The following is a 21,114-nucleotide window of genomic DNA, read 5'->3' as shown; positions in this document are numbered from 1 at the left end:
CAACCTCACGTACGAAGGGTTGCGCCGGTTTCGGCATCAAACAGATGGCATTTGTCGAGCATGATCTGGAACGTCATGCGCTCGCCACTTTGGACTGGACGGGGATTTAGCATCTTGGCCTGAACTTCGGTTCCGGCAAGGGTCGCAAATAGAAGGGTCTCGGTACCAAGCGGCTCTGTCAGGTCAACTGCCATTTCGACCTCCGCCATATGTTCACCACGTGGCAGGGCATGACCAACCGGCATGATATTGTCGGCCCGCACGCCAAAGGTCACAGCCTGACCGTCCTGTATTGCATAGCCTGGTGGAACCGGCAGACGGGTACCGTCGGCAAATTCAAGCTCATTGCCTTTCACCACACCATCGAGAAGATTCATCGGCGGGGAGCCAATGAAAGTCCCGACAAAGGTGTTTACCGGGTTTTCAAACACATCAAGGGGCGTGCCGACCTGTTCGATATGGCCATCGCGCATGATCACAATCCGGTCGGCCAGCGTCATGGCTTCGACCTGATCGTGGGTGACATAGATGATGGTGGATTTCAGTTTCTGATGAAGCTTTTTGATCTCGACGCGCATCTGGGTACGCAGCTTGGCATCAAGGTTTGAAAGCGGTTCATCAAACAGGAAGACTTCCGGGTGACGGACAATTGCACGCCCCATGGCAACGCGCTGGCGCTGACCACCGGACAATGCGCCCGGCTTGCGATCAAGCAACGGCGTCAGGGACAGGATTTCGGCGGCTTCGTCAACGGCCCTGTCGATTTCGGCCTGTGACTGTTTGGCAATCTTGAGCGAGAAACCAAGATTTTCACGCACCGTCATATGTGGATAAAGCGCGTAGTTCTGAAACACCATCGAGATGTTGCGTTCACGCGGCGGCAGATCGTTTACAACACGTCCGCCAATTTGCACTTCACCGCCGGAAATGCCTTCAAGACCGGCAACCATGCGCAGTGTCGTCGACTTGCCACAGCCCGATGGACCGACCAGTACGACAAATTCGCCATCCGCGATATCAAGATTGATGGAATGAACAACTTCAAGCGGGCCGTATTTTTTGACGACATCGCGAAGGTGGACCTGAGCCATTTTATTATCCTTTCACACCGCCAAAAGTAAGGCCGGCAATGAGATGTTTCTGCACGAGGAATGTCAGGATCAGCGCGGGGATAATCATCAACACCGCAAGCGCACACATCCCGCCCCAATTCAGGGTAAATTCAGACGTAAAATCGAGAAGCCCGACCGGCATGGTCTTTGACGTGGTCGAACGGGTCAGCTGGGATGCCAGCGCATATTCGTTCCACGATGTCAGGAAGGCAAAGATGCCCGCCGATGCAATACCGGCACGAGCCACCGGAAATTCGACACGCCAGAATGCCTGCCAACGGGTACAACCATCGATCTCGGCGGCCTCGGCAAGTTCCGGCGGCACCTGTCGGAAGAACCCGTCAATCAGCCAGATCGTGAACGGAATGTTCAATGCGACATACGCCAGGATCAGACCAAAATGGGTATCGATGATCCCGATCCGCGCAAACAGGATGAATAACGGCAGCGAAAGCGCCACACCGGGAACAGCCCGCGTTACCATCAGACCGACAAACATGCCGCCCTTGAAATTGAACTTGTAGCGCGCAAAGGCATAGCCGCCTGCCATCCCGATCAAAATGGCAATCACGGTTGAGGTAACCGAAATAACCAGCGAGTTGGCAAAATAGGTCAGAACCGGCACCCCGCCCTCGCCGATACCGCTGAACATGGCGCGGTAATGATCAAGGTTAAGCTCGTTGGGGATCCAGACCGGTGGTTTGGCCATGATTTCGACCGTCGGGCGGAAAGAATTCAGAACAATCCACAGGCCCGGCACGCACAGCACCATCATGGCGCTGAAAAGGCCAAAGAAATGCAGGACCTTAAGGGTATAGCGGCGCATGCGATGATTAAGGTTACTCGCCATGATTTACGCCCCCATCCCGAGTTCTTTGCGCGACTGCGTCAGTTTCTTGAAGAAATAGATGGTGAAGAAAATCGCCAGAAAGATCGAAATATAGCCCATGGCATTGGCGTACCCCATGCGGGCATCGACATAGCCGGTCCGCCCGATCAGGGTCCAAAGCAGTTCGGTACGACGTGCCGGGCCACCATTGGTCATGATCTGCACGATGTCATAGGCACGTGCGACATCAAGGGACCGGATCGCCATCGCGATATAGATAAAGGGCATCAGGAACGGCAGGGTCACATAACGGAACGACTGCCATGCGGTGCATCCATCGACCTTTGCAGCTTCCAGCGGATCACGCGGGATCGCATACAGACCGGCAAGAATAAGAATTCCAAAGACCGAGGTTGCGGTCCAGATCTCGGCAAAGATGATTGAAAACATCGCCAATTGCCCGTCAACCAGCCACGGGATCGCCTGATCGGTGATGCCAAGTGACTGAAGCGCGTTATTCACCAGACCGACATTGTCATTGAAGATGAATTTGAACTGAAAGCCGACCAGGATCGGCGAAAACATCATCGGGAACATCATCATGGTGCGCAAAAGACGTTGTCCCTGCGTCACCTTGGACACCATCAAAGCCAGCCCCAGACCAAACAGCATCTCAAGATTGAGTGCCACGGTCAGCAACAGAACTGTTCGCCCGAAAGCCGCCCAGAACTTCACATCCGTCAGGGCCTTTTCATAGTTGAAAAAGCCCACCCAGTTGAAAATGCTGTCAGGCCGGGTCAGCCGATACGAGGTGAAACTCGAATATAATGACAGGACGAGCGGGATCAGCACGACGGCCGATAGAATAATGATGGCTGGCAACAAAAGAACCAACCACGGTGGAAGCTTCAAGCGATTCATCGGGATGTCCCATTGATCGGCACGGACCTGTGCCCGCGCATTTGGGTCAGAGGATGGTCAGGCGGCGCAACACCCGAAATTGCGAATTGCGCCGCCGCAAGTCTGGCTTAGTAGACGCCTTCTTCCTGCATCAGATCGTCAACGGCCTCGGACGCATCCGCAAGCGCATCATCAACCGATTTATCACCAAGAATGGCGGCCTGAAGTTCAGGATAGATCAGGTTGGTTGCTTCGATCCAAAGCGGGGTCGGCGGGACGGCAAATGCAGTTGCCGCAGTTTCCTTGAATGCCGCCAGCACTTCACGACGATACGGATCGTCTTTGGCCTGTTCGGAAATGTAATCCCAAACTGCGGTGCGGGTCGGAAGCGGTCCGGCGGCACTTTCAAGTTTCTGGCTGTCTTCGTTGGTCAGGAATTCGACCAGCGACGCCGCAGCTTCCTTGTTCGCGCAATCTTCGGTCACGGAAAAACCGTGGAAGCCCGACCAGCCGGTGCGCACACCTGCCGATCCTTTGGGTGCCGGCGCGACACCGACATTGCCAGCCACTTTCGAAGATGACGGATCATTAAAGAAACCGGCCCAGCCCGGCCAATCCAGGTTCAGCGCAATGGTGCCCGACGCAAAGCCGTTGCCCAGGTCATCCCAGAGATAGTTGGTCGTGCCGGCCGGAACGGCTTTGGCATTATAAAGATCGACAAACCACTGAAGGGCGCGCTTGCCTTCTTCGGAATCAAAAGCCGGCGAGAAATCGTCATTAAACAGTTTGCCGCCTTCGGCAACGACCATTTCATAGTAACGACCGACAATTGCCTCATCCTTGCCCGCATACTGGGTGCCATAGAAGTTCGGCGGATCGGCAAAGAAAGTCGCCTGATCCTTTACCTGCTCCCAGGTTTCCGGCACGGCAAGCGGATAGCCGAACTTGGCTTCGAATGCCTTGGCCTTTTCGGCATCGTCATACAGGTCTTTTTGATAATAAAGTGCCGACACATCGAACTGTGCACGCGGCAACATCACAAGTTTGCCGTCAAAGGTCGCGGCCTTGATATTGGCCTGCACGAACTCGGCCACCACACCCTTGTCCACCAGACCGGTCAGGTCGGTATAAAGCGTCGGGTACTGGGATGCGAAAGACGAATGGTTCGATCCGACGCACCAGTCGGTGGTTCCGGCTGCGATGTCGGATTTGAATTCCTTGTCCAGCTCGAAATGGTTCTTTTTCGAGATGATATTTACCTTGGCACCAGTGGCGGCTTCCCATTCGGGAATGCGGGCATAAAGTGCTTCATATTGCTGACCACCGATAAGCTTTGCCTCGATGGTTACGCCGTCAAATTCACCCGCCTGCGCGGTGCCGAATGCAGAAATTGCTGCCGTCAAAGATGCCGTCGCAAGCACGGCACGGGACGCACCGCTCAATAACGTTTTCATTCTATCCTCCCTGAAGGAACGGTCTTTCCCGACCGACTATCACTTCCGAGGTCATTCTTGCTGTGACTTTCATATTCGGAAGCATCTTTTATATTTAAACTTGACTTGATCGGTGAGTCAAGTTGAACTCCACAAGAAATCACCTTACAGCTGAAAAAACATAAGATCGCCGGGACGCAAGGTAGCACCACCTGCCGCGTGACAACCGGGAAACGCCGAACCAAAGAGGAAACGCCATGTTCATCGACACGCATCTTCACCTCGTTGCACGCGACCGGATCACCTATCCCTGGCTTAAGGATGTCGCTGCTTTGGATCGTGACTGGACGTTTCAGGATTATGAAACCACTGCACGCCGGATCGGGATCGAGGGCGTTTTGCACATGGAAGTCGATTGCGCGCCAACCGATATCGCCGCCGAAAACACCTTTGTCGGGGAATTGATGGCACGGCCTGGCAACCTCATGCGCGGCGCAATTTCGTCTGCAAGACCGGAATCCGGGGATTGTGAAGCATTCCTCGATACGCTTGATCTTGATATCGTCAAGGGCATTCGCCGGGTGCTGCATGTCGTGCCCGACGACCTGTCACAAGGATCCCTGTTCCGCGAGAATGTCCGACGGATCGGCAAAAAGGGGCTTCCTTTTGATATATGTGTTCTGCAACGCCAGTTGCCGCTGGCCCGCGATCTTGTCGATGCCTGCCCTGATACGGTGTTTGTTCTTGATCATTGCGGTGTTCCCGATATTGCCGGGGACGGCTTTGCCGATTGGGCACAATCCATTTCAGCACTTGCCAAACGCCCGCATGTGAATGCAAAGATTTCCGGCATCACGGCCTATGCCAAACCCGACTGGACACTCGAAACCCTGCGTCCCTATGTCGAACATATCATTGAATGCTTTGGCTGGGATCGCGTGGTTTGGGGATCAGACAGCCCGGTTTGCACCCTGAACTCATCACTGGACCAATGGATGGCGGTAACACAGGCCCTGATCGCCGGTGCCTCAGAAACCGAACGCGCATCCCTGACCCACCGCAACGCCCAACGCATCTGGTCGATCTGAACCGATAAGATACCATGATGTGCGCCCCGCAAGCGATGCGATGTTAAGGCCGCACATCAAATAATCCACTGAAACAATTACCATAAACACGCATGGTGTAAGTTTTCTTACACATAGCGCAAGCAGTGACTACCTGTTCGCCCGGATCGGGCCTCGATAATGTTTATCCAACAAACAAGGGCAGCAAGCTCTTTGGATAACAATTTGACAGGCGAAGGGTAGTAACTCCATGCAAAGCAAGGTCGTAGCAAGTGCGGTCCAACACCAACCCGTAGAGTTGGGTGGTATTGATGAAAATCTTGCTTTCATCCTTAATCAGATGCAGCTCGAAGCATCGAACGGTAGCGATCTTGTCGTCTTTCCAGAAGCCAATCTGACCAGCTTTTTCAAACATGAAGAAGGCGGCTTGAAACGGCTTTGGAATGAGGGATCGGTTGATGTTGACGGCCCGGAACTCAATGCGATTGTCGAAGCGGCAAAAACCCTTGGCATCTATACCGTCGTCGGTTTCAACGAACGTTCGTCGATGGTTGGCACCATCTATAACAGCGCGGCCCTGATCGGTCCGGAAGGCATCGTTGGTGTCACCCGCAAATGCTTCTTCCCGGGCATTGAAAAGCTGTATTACACGCCGGACTACAATCGCACGACCTTTGACTGCGCACTGGGCAAAATCGGCATTGTGATCTGCTATGAGACCCTGTTCCCTGAAATTGCACTCGAACATTTCAGACAGGGTGTAGAAATTCTTGCAGTCACCTCTTCATTCTGGTCTGGCGGCATCAAAGGCGGCGCAGGTGACCCCGTAACCAAAAAGAAATTCTGGGAAACTGTCCCGACCGTTACCGCAATTCAAAACCAGGCGTTTGTCGTGTCATGCAACGCTTGCGGCTTCCTTGACCTTGGCAAAAAAGTCGGGACCTGGGAACGCCTTGGCCTGAGCCAGATTGTTTCCCCAAACAGCGGCATTCTTGCCCAAGCCGGACAGTTCGCAGCTGAAACCATTCGGGCCGAACTGAATGTCGATGATCTCATCGAAGCCCGCACCAACTACCCCCTGATGGCAGATCGTCTTCGGGGTCGAAAACTGGTCGAACAACCAGCAACAATCAGATAATTACTATCAGTACGGAGGCATCAATGAACAGCAAGTTCAAATTTGCGGCATTAACTGCAATCGCTTTGGCCGGTTTCAACGGACCAGCCATGGCACAGGAATTCACCTTTACCTTCGGGCATGTTCTTATGGAAGACACGCCCAATGGCAAGGCAGCACGCGCATTCGAAAAAGAAGTCGAAGAAAAATCCAATGGCCGCATCGAGATCAATGTGATCCCGGCTGGTGGCCTTGGTGGTGATGTCGACATTATCGAGCAGCTGCAAAACGATCTGGTACAGATTGCAATTCCGCCGACCGCGACCCTGGGCAACTTCGAGCCGAAGCTTCAGGTTCTTGATCTTCCTTTCATCCTTCCGAGCGAAGAAATGATGGTCAAGGTTCTTGACGGCGAAGTCGGTCGTTCGATCCTTGATACCCTTGACCAGCACGGCATGCATGGCGTCAACTTCTGGGGTGCCGGTTTCCGTAACATCACCAACAATGTGCGTGAAATCATCTCGGTCGAAGACCTTGCCGGCATCAAAATGCGCACCATGCAGGCACCGGTCATCCTGACCCAGTACAATGAATGGGGTGCAAACCCGACCGCGATGGCCTTTGCCGAAGTTTACGGCGGCCTTCAGGCCGGTGTCGTTGACGGGCAGGAAAACCCGATCGCCAACATCGTTGCGATGAAGTTCTATGAAGTTCAGAAATACATGACCCTGTCGTCGCATGCCTATCACGGCTATGCCGCAGTCATGAGCGAAAATGCCTGGAACTCGCTTCCGGATGATCTGCGCGCCATTGTTGTTACCGCATTCGACAATGCCCGTGATCTGGCCCGCGAACTCACCAATGAATATGAAGCAGAAGAACTGGCAAAAATCAGCTCGGACATTGCCGTCCATCGCCTGACCGATGCTGAAAAAGAAGCCTTCATCAAAGGCAGTTTCGCTGTCCATGAAGCCTTCGCCGATGTAGTTACACCGGAACTGATCAATTCCATTTATGCAGTTACCGGCGCAGGCCCCAAGTAATCTGCACATTTTGAAATGATGGACCGACTTGCAGGAACGCATTCTTGCAAGTCGGTTTTTTGACAATGGGACGGCAACATGTTCGAAAAATTTGACAAGGCTCTTGCCCGGCTCGAAGACGGATCCATGATCTTTCTGATGGCCGTCGCAATTTGCCTGACATTTCTTCAGGTGGTCATGCGCTATGTCTTCAGCGCACCGCTTTACTGGGCCGAAGAAGTTGTACTCTATTCGATCATCGTAATGAGCTTTGTCGGCATCAGTATCGGCATCCGGCTTGGCAGCCACATCTCGGTCGACCTTCTTGATGCGCTTGTTCCGGAAAAACACATCCCCGTTCTTCGAATGATTGCCATTGTTCTCGGAATACTTTTTGCCGGTGCACTGGTCTATTTCGGCGGGAAACTTTTCCTCAATACGCTTGATCGTGGCCAGCTGTCGCCTGCCTTGCGCATCCCGGTCGCAGCAATCTACGCAATCATTCCCGTTTCCGGGCTCCTATCGCTGTTTCGCTATGGCTATGCGTTCGTGCAATTGCGCCAGGGCAAGCAGATCGTAGCATCAGAAGAAAACCTTCGCGCCATGTAAGCTGCTTTTCGCGAAGCTGATTCCCGGTTTTTAACAGGGCAAAAGAATAATGTTATCAGGACTATTGCTTTCATTCGGCGGCCTTTTGCTATTTGGGTTGCCAATCTTTGCGGCACTGGCCTTTGCCGTTGTTGTTGCCGTCGGTTTCTGGGGACCATTTGATCCGGTAATTGTTCCGATGCGCATGTTCGCAGGCATGAACAATTTCTCGTTGATGGCCATTCCGTTCTTCATTCTTGCATCCGAACTGATGCGCATTGGCGGCCTGTCGCAACGACTGGTCGATCTTGCCACCGTTCTGGTTGGCTGGATCCCGGGCGGTATTGCTGCGGCAACCGTTCTGTCCTGTCTGTTTTTCGGGGCGATTTCGGGATCAAGTCCGGCAACGGTCATTGCCATTGGCAGCATCATGTTCCCGGCACTGGTGGCCGCGGGCTATGACCGCTTCTTTGCTATCGGTCTGATCACGGTGGCCGGAACGCTTGGCCCGATTGTTCCGCCAAGTATCGGCTTGATCATTTATGGCTCTGTGACCGGGGCATCGGTCGGCAAACTGTTTGCCGGCGGTGTTGGCCCGGCCCTTCTGATTGGCGCGCTTTTGATTGCAGCCTGTGTGATTTTTGCTATCCGTCGCGGCTATCCGCGCCAAGATTTCCCGACACGCGCGGCCTTCCTTCTGGCCATTCGTCGCTCGGCATGGGGTCTTGGTCTACCCTTCCTGCTTTTGGGCGGCATTTATTCCGGTATCTTTACCCCCACGGAATCCGCGGCAGTTGCCTGCATGTATGGCTGGTTTGTCGGGGCCGTCATCTATAAGCAGATTGGCGTTGACGAGCTTAAAAGCATCTTGAAATCGTCGGGCGCCATTGCCGCGACATTGCTTTTGATCACAGCCGGGGCATCGGCCTTTTCGTGGCTTCTGACGATAACCGGGGCGCCTGGGAACCTGTCATCACAGGTTTTGAGCAACACAAGCGATCCCTTCACCATCGCGGCCCTGTTCAATGTTGTCATGCTGGTGACCGGCTTTTTCCTTGATAGTGCATCGGCCATCATCGTTCTTGCCCCGTTGCTTCAACCGATTGCCGCCCAGGTCGGTATTGATCCGGTGCATTTTGGCCTGATCACGGTTGTGAACTTCTCGGTCGGCATGCTGACACCGCCGGTCGGCCTGAACCTGTTTGTCGCGATGGGGGTGTCGAAGATGTCGCTGCGCGATGTCTTGCGCGGCTGTCTGCCATTTATTGCGATCATGATTGTTGCCCTGATCCTGATCACCTATGTGCCATGGATTACCTTGTGGCTTCCTGACCTGATCTACGCGCAATAAGGTAAAACGATCCGAACAGTTGGCGGGGCCGGAGAAATCCGGTCCCGCTAATTTCCTTCAAAGAACAGTCGCCGGTCTTTTTGACAGGTTTCGAGCAGAAATTTCCAAACGGACATCAAACCGGGAAACCGATGAAGGTCGCTCGACGAGGAAATCCAGTATTTGCGCTCGAATGCAATTTCCGGACAGACCCGCACCAGATCAAATTCCGAAATCAGATAGATCGGGAAAATCCCCAGTCCCAGCCCGGCAGCCGTGGCAAATAATTGCGACACCATGCTGGTTCCGCGGAACGCATATTTCAGGTTTGGTGAAAGTTCTTCGTGGTAATTCAGGGTCTGGGAGAAAATATGATCCCGGACATATCCGACCCACATATGGTCAAGAACGTCCTGCGATCCCTTAAGCGGGCCGTGTTCGGCAATATAGCCTTCGCTGGCATAGATGCCCAATGTGTAGGGTGTGAGAACCTTTTTGATGATGTTTTCACCTTCGGGTTCTTCCAGGGTTACACAGATATCAGCTTCTCTGTTCGTGATCCGGGCCTGCTTGGGCAGTGAAACCAGTTCAAAATCAATATTCTGTCCACGAAGCCACCAGGAAATCTTTTCACCGAGATACCCGTTCCCGATGCCTTCTACAACACCGACGCGGATTTTCAGGCGCGGGGCTGCGGGACTGTTCTGCTGCGCAAAAGCAAGCCGTAATTGACGTTCACATTCAAGCGCATAGCTGGCCAGATCGCGCCCGTCCCGGGTCAGTTTATAGCCGGTCTTGTCCTGTGAAAACAGACGGACCCCCATACTGTTTTCAAGGTTGGATATCCGCGCCTTGACCGTTACGCGCGACGTATCAAGAACCCTTGCTGCTGCGGACAGGGTGCCTTCGCGTGACAATACCAGAAGATGCTTTAAGTCATCCCAGTTCAGATCAAAATGGGGTTCTTGCAACCGTCAAAATTCCTGTGGATTTGCAAAGGTTAAATACACCTGCTGCCAAGCAGGCCTGTCCTTTTTCTGACGTTGTGAGCATACCGGAAATGGCAGTTTGTTGAAACGACTTCTGCCCGGTTTCAGCAGGAAAATCGCGTTTGCTTACCCGCGCAATTGACCGAAATTCATTACACGCTATGATTGCATTGTGGCGCACGGTTGAAACAATCGGGCTAATTTCGGTTGTGATGTTTAAATCCTTCTCAACAAACACAATCTATAGGCGAAGCCACCCAAACAAAGTCGCCCACATAAGGTGACTTGAGGAACCAATGCATGCGCAGCTTCGTGACAGGGAATGTGAAGGATACATCTCGGTGGCTTTTGCCGATATGCATTTTGTGTTTGCTGTCCGCTGCTTCGGGCTTCATTTTCTTTTACGAAAAGTCGGTTGAACAGGAAGTTTTCAGCGACACCAATCAGGACCTGCAACAGCTTCTTGCGCAGGGGCGTTCGGTTCTGTTCAACGATCTTTACCGGTTTCGCGACAATCTGAGCTTCCTGCACGCGACCCCGCCAATTTCGGGGCTGACGCGGGCGGAAAGCAACGGCGGCATTGACCCGTTTGATGGCACCAGTTTTGACCAGTGGAAGCTTCGTCTTGAGACGATTTTCATCGCGATGCTTCACAACAATGCATCGATCGATCAATTGCGGATCATCCGGACCAATGATGCCGGATCCGAACTTGTCCGGGTGAATCGCAGGGGCGGCAATATTTATGCCGTGCCTGATCAAATGCTTCAGGACAAGGGCACAACCGACTATTTCGCCCATTCCGCCGCCCTCAAACCGGACGAGCTGTTTGTTTCACGCATCAATTTGAACCAGGAATTCGGCCAGATTGAATATCCGATCCGGCCAACCTTGCGGTTGTCGCTGCCGATCTTTAACGAAGACGGCACCCGATTTGGCTTTCTGATCATGAATATCAACGCGCAGAACCTTCTGACGCGTCTGCAAAAAGAAGTCACCGGCGATTTCGAAATCATCCTGACCGATGATGACGGATTTTATATTGCCCATCCGCTTGAAGAATACCGGTTCAGCCGGGATTTGCTGCCGGAACATCGCTGGGACAAAGATTACGACACCCGCGAAAACGAACAAACCGGCCTGATTACCGCGACGGAACTCAGTTCGAACCGTCGATTTTATATTCAGGCATCCACCATTCAGTTTGCGTCAAACCCGGCATCGGTATTGCACCTGTATGCCGCAATTGCATCGCAACGGGTCGCCGACGTGATCTGGAAACGGCGCCTGTCGACTTACGGGTTTGCGGCGGTTTCCATTATCATCATGACCATCACCCTTTTGCTTTTGCTGCGTGGCTACAGAAACAGCATTCATCTTGCCGATGCCCGCGCAGAACACGAAGCAATCATCCGCAGTTCTTCTGACGGGGTGATCGGGCTCAAGCGATCCGGAACGGTTTCCAGCGTCAATGAAACCGCCGAAAAGCTTTTTGAAATCAAACGCGGCACGGCGATCGGGCGCAATATCGCCGATCTCAACATCCTGCCGGATGTCGATTTTGTCGAAAAAATCAAACAGGTCACAACGTCAAAAACACCTGTGTCCTTTGATGCTACATTTGTTTCGGCCAGCACCGACAAAAAAGAACTTCTTTTGACCTGTTCCCCGATCATTAGCGACGGTCGCGGGATCACCGGGGCTGCGGTAATTGCCCGTGATGTGACCCAGGAAAGGATCGCCGAACGCCAGATCCGCCGCGCCAATGCCGAGCTTGAGGAAAAAGTCGCCAAACGCACCGCCGAACTTGCCGAAGCCCACAAAAAGGCGCTGCAGGCAAGCGACATGAAAAGTGCCTTTATCTCGAATGTCAGTCACGAAATGCGCACCCCGTTAAACGGCATGGTCGGTGCCCACAAACTGATCGAGCGCGATCCACTGACCGAAAATCAGCGCAAATACCTGCTGATGGCCGAAACCAGCTGTTCGACCCTGATGACATTGATCAACGACATCCTTGATCTGTCAAAGATAGAAGCCGGAAAACTGGAATTTGAAAGCAAGCCGTTCAATCCCCTGCAACTGTTTGAAGCCATTGCAAGTTCATCGGTCATTCGATCACGTGAAAAGGGTCTGGATCTGATCCTTGATACGGTCGGTCTTGATCATATTGAACTGTATGGCGATGCCACACGCTTGAAACAGGTGCTCAATAATCTTCTGAGCAATGCCATAAAATTCACCGACGAGGGATATGTCGGTATTTTTGTGGCAAGCAAAGTTGAAGGCGAACGCATTCGGCTTGATGTTTCCGTCGAAGATAGCGGTATTGGCATTTCAGAAGAAAACAAACACAAGCTTTTCACCGCGTTCACCCAGGAAGACACATCCATTTCATCCGAATTCGGTGGCACCGGCCTTGGATTGTCGATCTGTCGGCAGCTTTGCGGACTGATGCATGGCGACATCAATTTTGATTCCACCAAAGGAACCGGAAGCCGCTTTTTCTTCCATGTGTATTTCGATGCCAAAACCGCCAAAAAACGTTCCGTTCCGGCACTTCTGAAAGACAAGTATGTCTTGCTTGATCTTGCGCATGAACAAGCTGTCATTGCGGTATCGCGCCTGATCAAACGACTTGGCGGTGATGTCATCAACATGAAGACAGACGCAGTATCAGACAAAATACGGCCGCTGCCCGATGTTGCAATTACCGATCACACCGATCGCGAACTTGAAAAGTTCTGTGCGTTTCTAAGCACCCTGACAACCGATGGCGATACACCACCGCACTTGCTGATCGTGCAGAACTTCCGGCGCAATCCGTTAAAATATTCGGGCAAGACAAACTGGCTGTCCGAACCGGTCAGCTATTCCGAACTGGTTGCCAATCTTGATCCGGATCATCGCCAGCAACCTGCCCCGCATATGCGGTCCGCGACAAAGGCCCCGCAAGCGATCACTGACGACGCCCCCCGAACCAGCACCGCTGATGCCAATGCGGCATCTGACAAACTGGCGACCATTCTTATTGTCGATGACAATGCCATCAATATCGAAGTCGCCAAGGGATTGCTGTCGGGAATGGATTTCACCCTGCTGACCGCAACCAACGGTGCCGAGGCACTCGAAACCATGCGTCATGCTTCCGAGCCGATTCACGCGGTCTTGATGGATTGTCAGATGCCGGGCATGGACGGGTTCGAAGCAACCAAACAGATCAGAAGCGGCATTCTTGGCCCTGTCATGTCAAACATTCCGATCATCGCCATGACCGCCAATGCAATGTCGGGTGAAAAGGAAAAATGCCTGGATGCCGGAATGAATGACTATATCACCAAGCCGATCGAACCCGACCGGCTGGTGAACAAGGTCATGCACTGGGTCCAGAAGCAGCTTGCCAAAAACCAATAGGCGCTTATGCAATCCGTCCCCCCTGCCAGAAAAGGCTTTGCATCATCGCCCGATGCAAATCATCGGCATTGATTGTTCTTCTTCAAAGCCTGTTTTGATTGATTTGTGATTGATTACCCGATCTCACGCCAAAACGTACGGATCTGATTTTTGATCTCAATAATATTAAGGGGCTTTTTCATCCAGCCAATCGGCGGCGATGTCGTGCTAGCTTCATCGTTATAAGATGACAGGTTGGCAGAACATATAATGACCGCCGTTCGGTGAAAGTTTGGCAAGTTGCGCAATTCCTGCAACAGCTGATCGCCGCTTGTATCTGACAAATTCATGTCAATCACCAGCAATTGGGGACCGGATGTTTCTTCAAGCGCATTGATCACTTCTGCGCCGGAATGAAAGAGCTTCAGCTCGAATTCCTGATCTTCTCCAATTGCAGCAAACCAAACCTCATGCATCAACGGGTCATCATCAACGACCCACACATGCCTTAACGGATTGACACTGAACATATAAGTCACTCATTCGCCGCTAATGGTTTAACTTTTTTATGATGTTAAACCATTGGTTGCCATCATTTCAATGTAACCTTTTATCTTTCGTGCAATGCGCCATCGAAACTTTTGATGATCGGGGATGCAAGATATTTGAACAGGGTTTTCTCGCCGGTGATGATATCGACCAGAACAGTCATGCCCGGACTGACCAGGAATTTGTCCTCTTCACCTACGATATAGCTGTTCATGGCGATGTCCGCCTTGAAGAACGGGGTTCCGTCTTCGTCAAAGAATGTCGATGGCGAAACACGCTGTACCGTGCCCTCGATTGTTCCATAGCGGGTATAGTCATATGTCAGAACTTTGATCTTGGCACTTTGACCGACGGTCACATGTCCGACATCATTTGTCGACAGACGGGCTTCAACGATCAGTTCGCTGTCATCAGGCACTATTTCCATGATCTGCGCACCCGGGGTAATCACCCCGCCGATCGTTTCAATATCGATCCCTTTGACGTATCCCGAAACCGGGGACGTGATATCCAGACGTTTGACACGATCAACCGCACGTTTGATTGCCAGACGAAGTTCAGCGGCCTCGGTGGCAAGCGCACTGAGTTCGGCTGTCAGTTCGGCATGGAACGTCATTTCCATTTCGATCATACGCTGGCGTGCCTCGACAACACGTTCATTGATACGGTCCGCATCCAGGATCAATGCCATGCGTTCGCTTTGAAGACGGGCAAGTTCACGCTGATCCTGAATGAAGTCCAGACGCGGGAAAAGTCCCTTGTCGACCAGAATCTGACGCCCGTCGACCTGATTCTGCATCAGATCGATTTGTTGGCCCAGCGCATTGGACTGGTGGGTGATCGTTGTCAGTTCAGCCTTGCGTTCGCGTTCCTGCTGACGAAGAACATCAAGCTGGCTTACCAGACGCTGTTTGCGACTGTTCAACGCTTTCAATGCCGTTTCCGCAATTTCGGAATAGACACCGGTCTGCATCAGTTCGGCGGGTGTCGTTCCCTCGGCGGCGGATTTCAGCAACCCGTATTTCATGGTGACGGCCATCAAACGGGTTTCAAGCTGTTCAAGTTCGGACTGCGCGATATCGGGGGCCAGGCTGACAAGCAACTGCCCCTCGGTAACGTGCTGACCATCCTTGACCGCAAGATGCGACAAAATTCCGCCTTCGAGATGCTGGATACGCTGGATCGCGCCAACCGGCACAATTTCGCCGGAACTGACCGAAATCTCGGCCATCGGTGTCTGGGTTGACCAGACAGTTGCACCAAGGAAGAAGACCAGCATGAAGACCACCGTAAACATGGCCGGCCGGTGGGTGGATTTTTTGTCAAACAGCTGGATCGCTGTCACCGGGGCGTCGACCGTAAACTTGCTGTTGTTTGTTTTCCCGGTATCGCCCTGTGGGATGGCGTACTTGTTCTTGCTCATGATCAAGCTCCCCGCTTCTGGGACAGTTCGCTTGGTGCACAGTTGCGCACCAGCATTCCCTGATTAAGAACCAGCACGCGGTCGGCAACACGAAGATATTCCGGCTCGTGCGTGGTGAAAATGGTTGTCGATTTGCCGCGTCTTTCTTCGATTTCCGACATGAAAAGATGACGCGACTGAATGCTGGCGGCATCGGGTTCATCAAGAAGAAGCAACCCGCGACGGCAATAGAACGCACGCGCCATCGAAAGAATGCGACCAAGGCTGCTTCGTGGGTCCAGATCGCAAAGCGACGTGTTATAGCGGTTTGGCAACCGCTGAACTTCGAATTCAAGGCCCATCTGCTTGCAGATCAGTTCTGCCGAGATCGTCTTGTCGAACGGGTCGGCATGTTCGAGATATTCACGAATGGTCAGGGGCAGATGAATCGTATCCCGTGACATATAGGACATCGATTGACGCAACACGTTCGGCGGCACATGGCTAGGCGATACGCCATCAATCGTGATTGTGCCGATCTGCGGGGCGGTTGTCCCGGCAATCACATCAAGCAGAACCGACTTGCCCGAACCGCTATGGCCGGTAATGGCAATGGTTTCGCCCGCGGTGATTTCAAGTGACACATTGCGAAGTGCCGGGGAAATACCGCGCTGGAAGGTAATGGTCACACCGCTGAGCGAAATGTTGCCATTGATGCCCTTGATCTGGTTGCCCGTGCCGTCGGCCGCCGAATTGTCAAACATCATGTCGGCATTGGCCTGCGAGACATCCATCGAATTTTTGGTGTCGTTCCAGCGCAGCTTGGCTTCAAGCATTGATGGCACCGGGGACATGATCCGCCAGACCAGCGCAACCGATGCAATCAGCGCACCGACTGTCAAATTCTGGTCCAGAACGGCAATTGTGCCAAATCCAAGCGTTGCTGTGACGGCAAGCGAACCAAGACCCGACGAAATGATGCGCGCAAGATGCAATTTGCTTTGACGCAGACGGTCTGCTTCTGACAGGCGGGCTGATGCATCACGGAACCTGTTGAGCCAGTTCTGCGTACGTGCCGCCAGTTTGATGGTCAAAAGACGACGGGCAATTTCATGACAGACAAGATTGAAATCATCGGCCTTCTGGATCGTCAGCATGTTGCGCGATGACGGCGGCGCCAGCAGCACCAGAATAAGCATCACGCCACCACCAACCACAAGTGCCGGCACCGCCGCAAGCCACCCACCCAACACAGCAAGTGCAATGAAATAGATGATGCTGACCGGGCCTTCGATCAGCGCCATGCCGACCGGACCGGTGATGAAGTTACGCACGGTTTCAACATCACGCATCCTGGTCAGGCCAAGGCGGCTGTCAAACATCCGGGATTCGGTGTGCGAGATTTTGAGCAAACGGCTGAAAATCCGGGTATTGCCCCGGAATTCGGTATTGGCGGAAACCTTGGCCAATATCCAGGCACGGATCATCCGTGCGCAAAACTCGCCAACCACGGCAAGCATGAAACCGACAATCACATAGGCAAGGATTGTTGTATTTTCGGCGGCAAGAACCTGGTCATAAATGGCAAGTGTGAATAGCGGCAATGCCAGACCAAGGGTACTTGATACCAGCGTCAAAAACGCAATCAGCGGCCCGTGCCCGTCAAGATATTGCGAAATCTGTTCAAAAATGGTGGCCCGGATTGAACCGGCATTGCTGCGATTGTTTTCGGCAACCGAAAACACCAATGCACGCCCGATCGAATCAAGTGCCGGCATTTCTGTTTCCAGACCATTATCGATCCGCAAACAGATGGGCGGGCCATCCCCGTTCGGGGTAATGGCAATCAGATTGCCTTCGCGGGTTTCGAAAACACACAGCAACCCGAAGAACAGCGTATCGCGCAACGATCCGTTCACCAGTTCCGGGGATGCGCCAAGGCTTAGCGAGAATTTGGCAATATCTTCAAGCTGCAAACGCTCATAATTCTGCGTGATGGTTGCAAGGTCTGCTGTCGTAACAGCCAAACCTGCCTTGACGAACAGCCTGTGCAGCCCTTCGAAGCGAAGTTCCTCGAACGGATCCTTGGCATTCTCGGTTGTCGTGCGGCCTGCTGTGGTAACTGGAGTAAGCGTCATTTTGCTCTCGCCTCCACGGTTCTGATTTCTTGTAAGTGGCCTTCGGACAGCTTGAAGCGCCGCGACGAGACAGCCTTAAGGGTTTCACGGTCGCTGAAAATCAGGACAGTTGCCTTGCCCGACAGGGCCTTGATCAACCGCGACAGACGGATTTCGGTGTTGGCATCAAGACCGAATGTTGTATCATCAAGAATGATGAATTTCTTCTTCACCGCCAGGGCACGTACGATTGCGATCTTTTGCAGGAAGCCGGTCGGCAGTGCGGTATTGGTTGAACCGATTTCGGTTGCATATCCCTTGGGCAGACGCTTGACCGCCTGATCAAGCCCGATCAGATGGCTCAGATAGCGCACATCGGCATAGTTATCCTGGTTGCCCATGGTCAGCGCATCAATCACCGTTCCTTCCGGCAACTGGGGCGATGTCCCGATATAGGTTGTGTTGCTGCGAATGAGTTCGGCCGAACTGCCTTCAAGGCGGATACCATTGATGGTGATATTACCGACGATCGGGCACAGCCCCAGAAGCGCTCGCGAAAATGTGGTTTTGCCATCACCGCGGCCGCCTTCGATGCTGACGATCGTGCCCGGTTCGATATCAACCGTGATGTCTTCAAGGCAGGCCTGATCTTCACCAACCCGGCAGACGCTGACCTGATAAAGCGAAAGTTTCGGCGCGGCACTCCAACGCGGCAACTTGACAGCTGACGGTGCCGCATCGGTCGCACGGCCCAGCTTCAGCTTAAGGATTTCACGCTGTTTGTTCAGACGGTGCAGCTGGAACTGCATCAGGAACTGATAGCAGGTTTTAAGCGGCTCGATCGAACGACCTGTCAAAAGCGTGCACGCCGCCAGACCACCATATGTCATATTGCCCGACAAAACCGAAAGCGCACCAACCACGATCACCGACCCGATCAGGGCCTGGGTGACAAAGGTAAAGATCTCGACACTGGATGCTGACAGGAACTTCATCCGGCGCAGGCTTTCGGAATGCGCGCCCTGAATGTTCACAAACTTGTCGGAAAGCGCGACCTCGCATGCCAGCGATTTGGCATGGCCCAGATTGTCAAAAACACCCGACAGAAAATGCTGACGCGCATCTTCGCTATCGAAGTAGCTTTTTGACGCCCGCGTATGAAGAACGGCCAAAATCGAAATGACAATTGCAAACAGCATCAGCAACGTCACCGGCATCATGACCAGCCAGCCACCAATCAGCCCGACAATCGCAAGAATGCCGATCAGAAATGGCAAATCCGCAACCAGCTGTGCCCGCAACAAGGTAAATTCGCGTTTGCTGTTGGCGATATTGAAGGTCGAACTCAGAACACCGAACGGAATGCGTGCCGCCGTCGGGAAACTTTGACGCAACAGGCGCGAAAATGTCTTTTCACGCAGGGAATAATCAAGCCGGGCGGAAACCTTGGCCAGAATGGCCTGCCGCGAGAACCGCAACAGCATGTCGCACGCCACCACGATGACGATGCCGATCAGCAAGACTGTCAATGTCGGGATAGAGGAGCTCGGCAATACCCGGTCATAAACCAGAAGGATCGCAACCGGCATCGCCAGAGCCAGCAGGTTCAGCATTGCAGACGCAGCAAACAGGGTTAGCGCTTCATTCAAACGAATGCCGCGTGTCTTTCCTGCTGCCTGCAAAACCTGTGTTTGGCTCGTCGTTGACTCTGACATGAAATTTCCCTGGTTGCGAATTGCCAGCTCAGTTCATGCTCGGAGTTTAGTACGAAGCGGAAACACCTTTCAGTTTTGGGTCTGTAGCGAATTGTTACGCGATTGTTTTTGCCGATACATCCGGCGAACGGTCAATTGTCACCGGAACTGCTGAAAACATATCCCTTGCCGCGCACCGTCTGGATGAATTCCGGCTCGGCAGGTTCGCGTTCAATCCGTTTGCGCAGACGCGCAATCAGGATATCGATACTGCGGTCCATATATTCCCATTCCCGGCCACTCACCGCGACAGAAAGGTCATTGCGCGACAGAACCTGACCGCTATTGCTTGCCAGGAAATACAGCAATTCTGCCTCGTTTGCCGACAGCGTAAACTCGTCACCATTGTCATGCGTCAGACGATGTGTCTGGGCATCAAGTGACCACTCGGCAAACCGGATGTGCTTGTCGCCGGCTGCGGGTGCAGCAGGTTGGGCGGCATTGTTCAGATTGGTTCGGCGCAACAAACTTCTTATGCGTGCCAACAGGTTACGTGGTTCCAGCGGCTTTGTGACATAATCATCCGCGCCAAGCTCAAGACCGACAATCTGGTCGATGCTGTCACTTTTGCGCGAAAGAATGATCAGCGGCGAAGTCAGCGTTTCGCGCAACTTCCGCGTCAGGTCGAAACCGTCTCCGTCCGGCAACATGATATCAAGCAGTATCAGGTCAATTGTCTGGCTATCCAACAATTCCCACATTGCCTGGGCTGTATGGGCAACAACGACCTCATACCCTTCTTCGGATAAATAAACCTCAAGAAGATTTGTGATATCAGGATCGTCATCCACGATCATGATGGTCAGGCTTTGTGTCAAAAAAGACCCCATTTCAATTGTACACTAGGCATTACAATTCAATAACATTTTGCAACCAAAAGTGCATTTCTTTGTTGCGCCCGCTTCTCCAGAATTCATCGGAATAACGACAAATCTATGGGCGAAATCCTGTTCGCCGACGGAATTCTTGGAGACGAATGATGGCTGACATACGTGATCAGGGACAAGTCAACACACCGAAAGTTCAGGCTGACGATGGCCAGAGCCTTCAGGTGTCTCTGCGACAGGATACCTCGCTTTCCAGCGTTCATACGGGAAGCCGTCAGTGGTATGACCCCCGTATCGAAGCGGCCCCGGATGAAGGCTACACGCAGTCACCCGATATTTCGAACTCCTCCGAAAACTACAATGAATCTGTCCTTCAGGATGGCGACAGCTCTGTTTCAAACATAGAGTTGGGCGGGTCCGGAAACAATGCCTCCTCGACCAAAATCGTAAACAATCAGGCCCCGATCGCAGGAAACGGGCAGGAAATTATCGAAACCAACAGCCCGCCTCTGCAACCGGTTACCCAGCCTGACACCGGCGACACCTTCGGCAACGGCTTTGGCGGCGGGGGTGGCGCTGGTGGCACATCGGGTTCTGGCGGCTCATCTGCGGCTGCCCGCTCGGTGGGCGGCGGCGGGGGTGGTGGTGGCACTACAACCATTGCTGGTGCAAGTGTTGATGATAC

The 21,114-nt window shown here is 53.0% G+C and carries 17 protein-coding genes; 7 read left to right on the top strand and 10 right to left on the bottom strand.

Features of this window, described 5'->3' with window-relative positions; translation table 11 throughout:
- Positions 1 to 5 precede the first annotated feature (5 nt).
- The 4 genes from AUQ42_RS12570 to AUQ42_RS12555 form a co-directional block, all read right to left on the bottom strand.
- Positions 6 to 1,091, bottom strand: a complete 1,086-nt coding sequence (locus AUQ42_RS12570) for an ABC transporter ATP-binding protein (protein WP_068519441.1) — start codon at positions 1,089 to 1,091, stop codon at positions 6 to 8.
- 4 nt (positions 1,092 to 1,095) lie between these two features.
- Positions 1,096 to 1,962, bottom strand: a complete 867-nt coding sequence (locus AUQ42_RS12565) for a carbohydrate ABC transporter permease (protein ID WP_068519440.1) — start codon at positions 1,960 to 1,962, stop codon at positions 1,096 to 1,098.
- Positions 1,963 to 1,965: 3 nt separating this feature from the next.
- Positions 1,966 to 2,862: a carbohydrate ABC transporter permease gene (locus tag AUQ42_RS12560; protein ID WP_068519439.1), complete on the bottom strand. Its 897-nt coding sequence runs from the start codon at positions 2,860 to 2,862 to the stop codon at positions 1,966 to 1,968.
- Between the two features lie 107 nt (positions 2,863 to 2,969).
- A complete protein-coding gene (locus tag AUQ42_RS12555; protein ID WP_068519438.1) occupies positions 2,970 to 4,295 on the bottom strand; it encodes a sugar ABC transporter substrate-binding protein in 1,326 nt (441 codons plus the stop codon).
- 236 nt (positions 4,296 to 4,531) lie between these two features.
- On the opposite strand from AUQ42_RS12555, the gene AUQ42_RS12550 reads away from it, so the two are divergent.
- The 5 genes from AUQ42_RS12550 (at position 4,532) to AUQ42_RS12530 (ending at position 9,419) form a co-directional block, all read left to right on the top strand.
- Positions 4,532 to 5,362, top strand: coding sequence for an amidohydrolase (locus AUQ42_RS12550; RefSeq protein ID WP_068519437.1), 831 nt, complete (start codon positions 4,532 to 4,534; stop codon positions 5,360 to 5,362).
- Between the two features lie 229 nt (positions 5,363 to 5,591).
- Positions 5,592 to 6,479: a carbon-nitrogen hydrolase family protein gene (locus AUQ42_RS12545; RefSeq protein ID WP_082817846.1), complete on the top strand. Its 888-nt coding sequence runs from the start codon at positions 5,592 to 5,594 to the stop codon at positions 6,477 to 6,479.
- A gap of 23 nt (positions 6,480 to 6,502) precedes the next feature.
- Positions 6,503 to 7,501 (top strand): TRAP transporter substrate-binding protein, encoded by a 999-nt coding sequence (locus tag AUQ42_RS12540; RefSeq protein ID WP_068519435.1) that lies wholly within the window; start codon positions 6,503 to 6,505, stop codon positions 7,499 to 7,501.
- Between the two features lie 78 nt (positions 7,502 to 7,579).
- Positions 7,580 to 8,089: a TRAP transporter small permease gene (locus tag AUQ42_RS12535; RefSeq protein WP_068519434.1), complete on the top strand. Its 510-nt coding sequence runs from the start codon at positions 7,580 to 7,582 to the stop codon at positions 8,087 to 8,089.
- A 49-nt stretch (positions 8,090 to 8,138) separates the two neighbouring features.
- Positions 8,139 to 9,419, top strand: coding sequence for a TRAP transporter large permease (locus tag AUQ42_RS12530; RefSeq protein ID WP_068519433.1), 1,281 nt, complete (start codon positions 8,139 to 8,141; stop codon positions 9,417 to 9,419).
- Between the two features lie 47 nt (positions 9,420 to 9,466).
- Here AUQ42_RS12530 and AUQ42_RS12525 read toward each other — a convergent pair whose 3' ends face one another.
- The gene (locus AUQ42_RS12525) at positions 9,467 to 10,369 is read right to left on the bottom strand and encodes a LysR family transcriptional regulator (protein ID WP_068519432.1); all 903 of its coding nucleotides are present in this window, start codon (positions 10,367 to 10,369) and stop codon (positions 9,467 to 9,469) included.
- Between the two features lie 381 nt (positions 10,370 to 10,750).
- Here AUQ42_RS12525 and AUQ42_RS12520 point away from each other — a divergent pair, with 381 nt between their 5' ends.
- Positions 10,751 to 13,801, top strand: coding sequence for a response regulator (locus tag AUQ42_RS12520; RefSeq protein WP_197460846.1), 3,051 nt, complete (start codon positions 10,751 to 10,753; stop codon positions 13,799 to 13,801).
- A gap of 113 nt (positions 13,802 to 13,914) precedes the next feature.
- Here AUQ42_RS12520 and AUQ42_RS12515 read toward each other — a convergent pair whose 3' ends face one another.
- From AUQ42_RS12515 to AUQ42_RS12495, 5 genes are all read right to left on the bottom strand, one after another.
- A complete protein-coding gene (locus tag AUQ42_RS12515; protein ID WP_068519430.1) occupies positions 13,915 to 14,310 on the bottom strand; it encodes a response regulator in 396 nt (131 codons plus the stop codon).
- A gap of 80 nt (positions 14,311 to 14,390) precedes the next feature.
- A complete protein-coding gene (locus AUQ42_RS12510; protein ID WP_068519429.1) occupies positions 14,391 to 15,752 on the bottom strand; it encodes an HlyD family type I secretion periplasmic adaptor subunit in 1,362 nt (453 codons plus the stop codon).
- Positions 15,753 to 15,754: 2 nt separating this feature from the next.
- Complete coding sequence (locus tag AUQ42_RS12505) at positions 15,755 to 17,869, bottom strand: ATP-binding cassette domain-containing protein (RefSeq protein WP_068519428.1); 2,115 nt, start codon at positions 17,867 to 17,869, stop codon at positions 15,755 to 15,757.
- On the bottom strand, positions 17,866 to 19,563 hold the full coding sequence (locus tag AUQ42_RS12500; protein ID WP_082817845.1) for an ABC transporter transmembrane domain-containing protein: 1,698 nt from the start codon (positions 19,561 to 19,563) through the stop codon (positions 17,866 to 17,868). Before AUQ42_RS12500 ends, AUQ42_RS12505 begins: the two co-directional genes overlap by 4 nt.
- A 131-nt stretch (positions 19,564 to 19,694) precedes the next feature.
- The gene (locus AUQ42_RS12495; RefSeq protein WP_170310100.1) at positions 19,695 to 20,420 is read right to left on the bottom strand and encodes a response regulator; all 726 of its coding nucleotides are present in this window, start codon (positions 20,418 to 20,420) and stop codon (positions 19,695 to 19,697) included.
- A gap of 161 nt (positions 20,421 to 20,581) precedes the next feature.
- On the opposite strand from AUQ42_RS12495, the gene AUQ42_RS15810 reads away from it, so the two are divergent.
- Positions 20,582 to 21,114, top strand: a 533-nt coding sequence (locus AUQ42_RS15810; RefSeq protein ID WP_197460845.1) for a hypothetical protein, incomplete at its 3' end; no start/stop codon positions are given.

This window comes from Thalassospira sp. MCCC 1A02491, assembly GCF_001613785.1.
GTDB classification, from domain to species: domain Bacteria; phylum Pseudomonadota; class Alphaproteobacteria; order Rhodospirillales; family Thalassospiraceae; genus Thalassospira; species Thalassospira povalilytica.
The sequence above is the reverse complement of the archived record's forward strand: the minus strand, read 5'-3'. Positions and strand labels throughout refer to the sequence as shown.

Coding starts and splice junctions, on each gene's coding strand:
- AUQ42_RS12570 (WP_068519441.1), bottom strand. CDS start 1,091: ATGGCTCAGGTCCACCTTCGCGATGTCGTCAAAAAATACGGCCCGCTT.
- AUQ42_RS12565 (WP_068519440.1), bottom strand. CDS start 1,962: ATGGCGAGTAACCTTAATCATCGCATGCGCCGCTATACCCTTAAGGTC.
- AUQ42_RS12560 (WP_068519439.1), bottom strand. CDS start 2,862: ATGAATCGCTTGAAGCTTCCACCGTGGTTGGTTCTTTTGTTGCCAGCC.
- AUQ42_RS12555 (WP_068519438.1), bottom strand. CDS start 4,295: ATGAAAACGTTATTGAGCGGTGCGTCCCGTGCCGTGCTTGCGACGGCA.
- AUQ42_RS12550 (WP_068519437.1), top strand. CDS start 4,532: ATGTTCATCGACACGCATCTTCACCTCGTTGCACGCGACCGGATCACC.
- AUQ42_RS12545 (WP_082817846.1), top strand. CDS start 5,592: ATGCAAAGCAAGGTCGTAGCAAGTGCGGTCCAACACCAACCCGTAGAG.
- AUQ42_RS12540 (WP_068519435.1), top strand. CDS start 6,503: ATGAACAGCAAGTTCAAATTTGCGGCATTAACTGCAATCGCTTTGGCC.
- AUQ42_RS12535 (WP_068519434.1), top strand. CDS start 7,580: ATGTTCGAAAAATTTGACAAGGCTCTTGCCCGGCTCGAAGACGGATCC.
- AUQ42_RS12530 (WP_068519433.1), top strand. CDS start 8,139: ATGTTATCAGGACTATTGCTTTCATTCGGCGGCCTTTTGCTATTTGGG.
- AUQ42_RS12515 (WP_068519430.1), bottom strand. CDS start 14,310: ATGTTCAGTGTCAATCCGTTAAGGCATGTGTGGGTCGTTGATGATGAC.
- AUQ42_RS12510 (WP_068519429.1), bottom strand. CDS start 15,752: ATGAGCAAGAACAAGTACGCCATCCCACAGGGCGATACCGGGAAAACA.
- AUQ42_RS12505 (WP_068519428.1), bottom strand. CDS start 17,869: ATGACGCTTACTCCAGTTACCACAGCAGGCCGCACGACAACCGAGAAT.
- AUQ42_RS12500 (WP_082817845.1), bottom strand. CDS start 19,563: ATGTCAGAGTCAACGACGAGCCAAACACAGGTTTTGCAGGCAGCAGGA.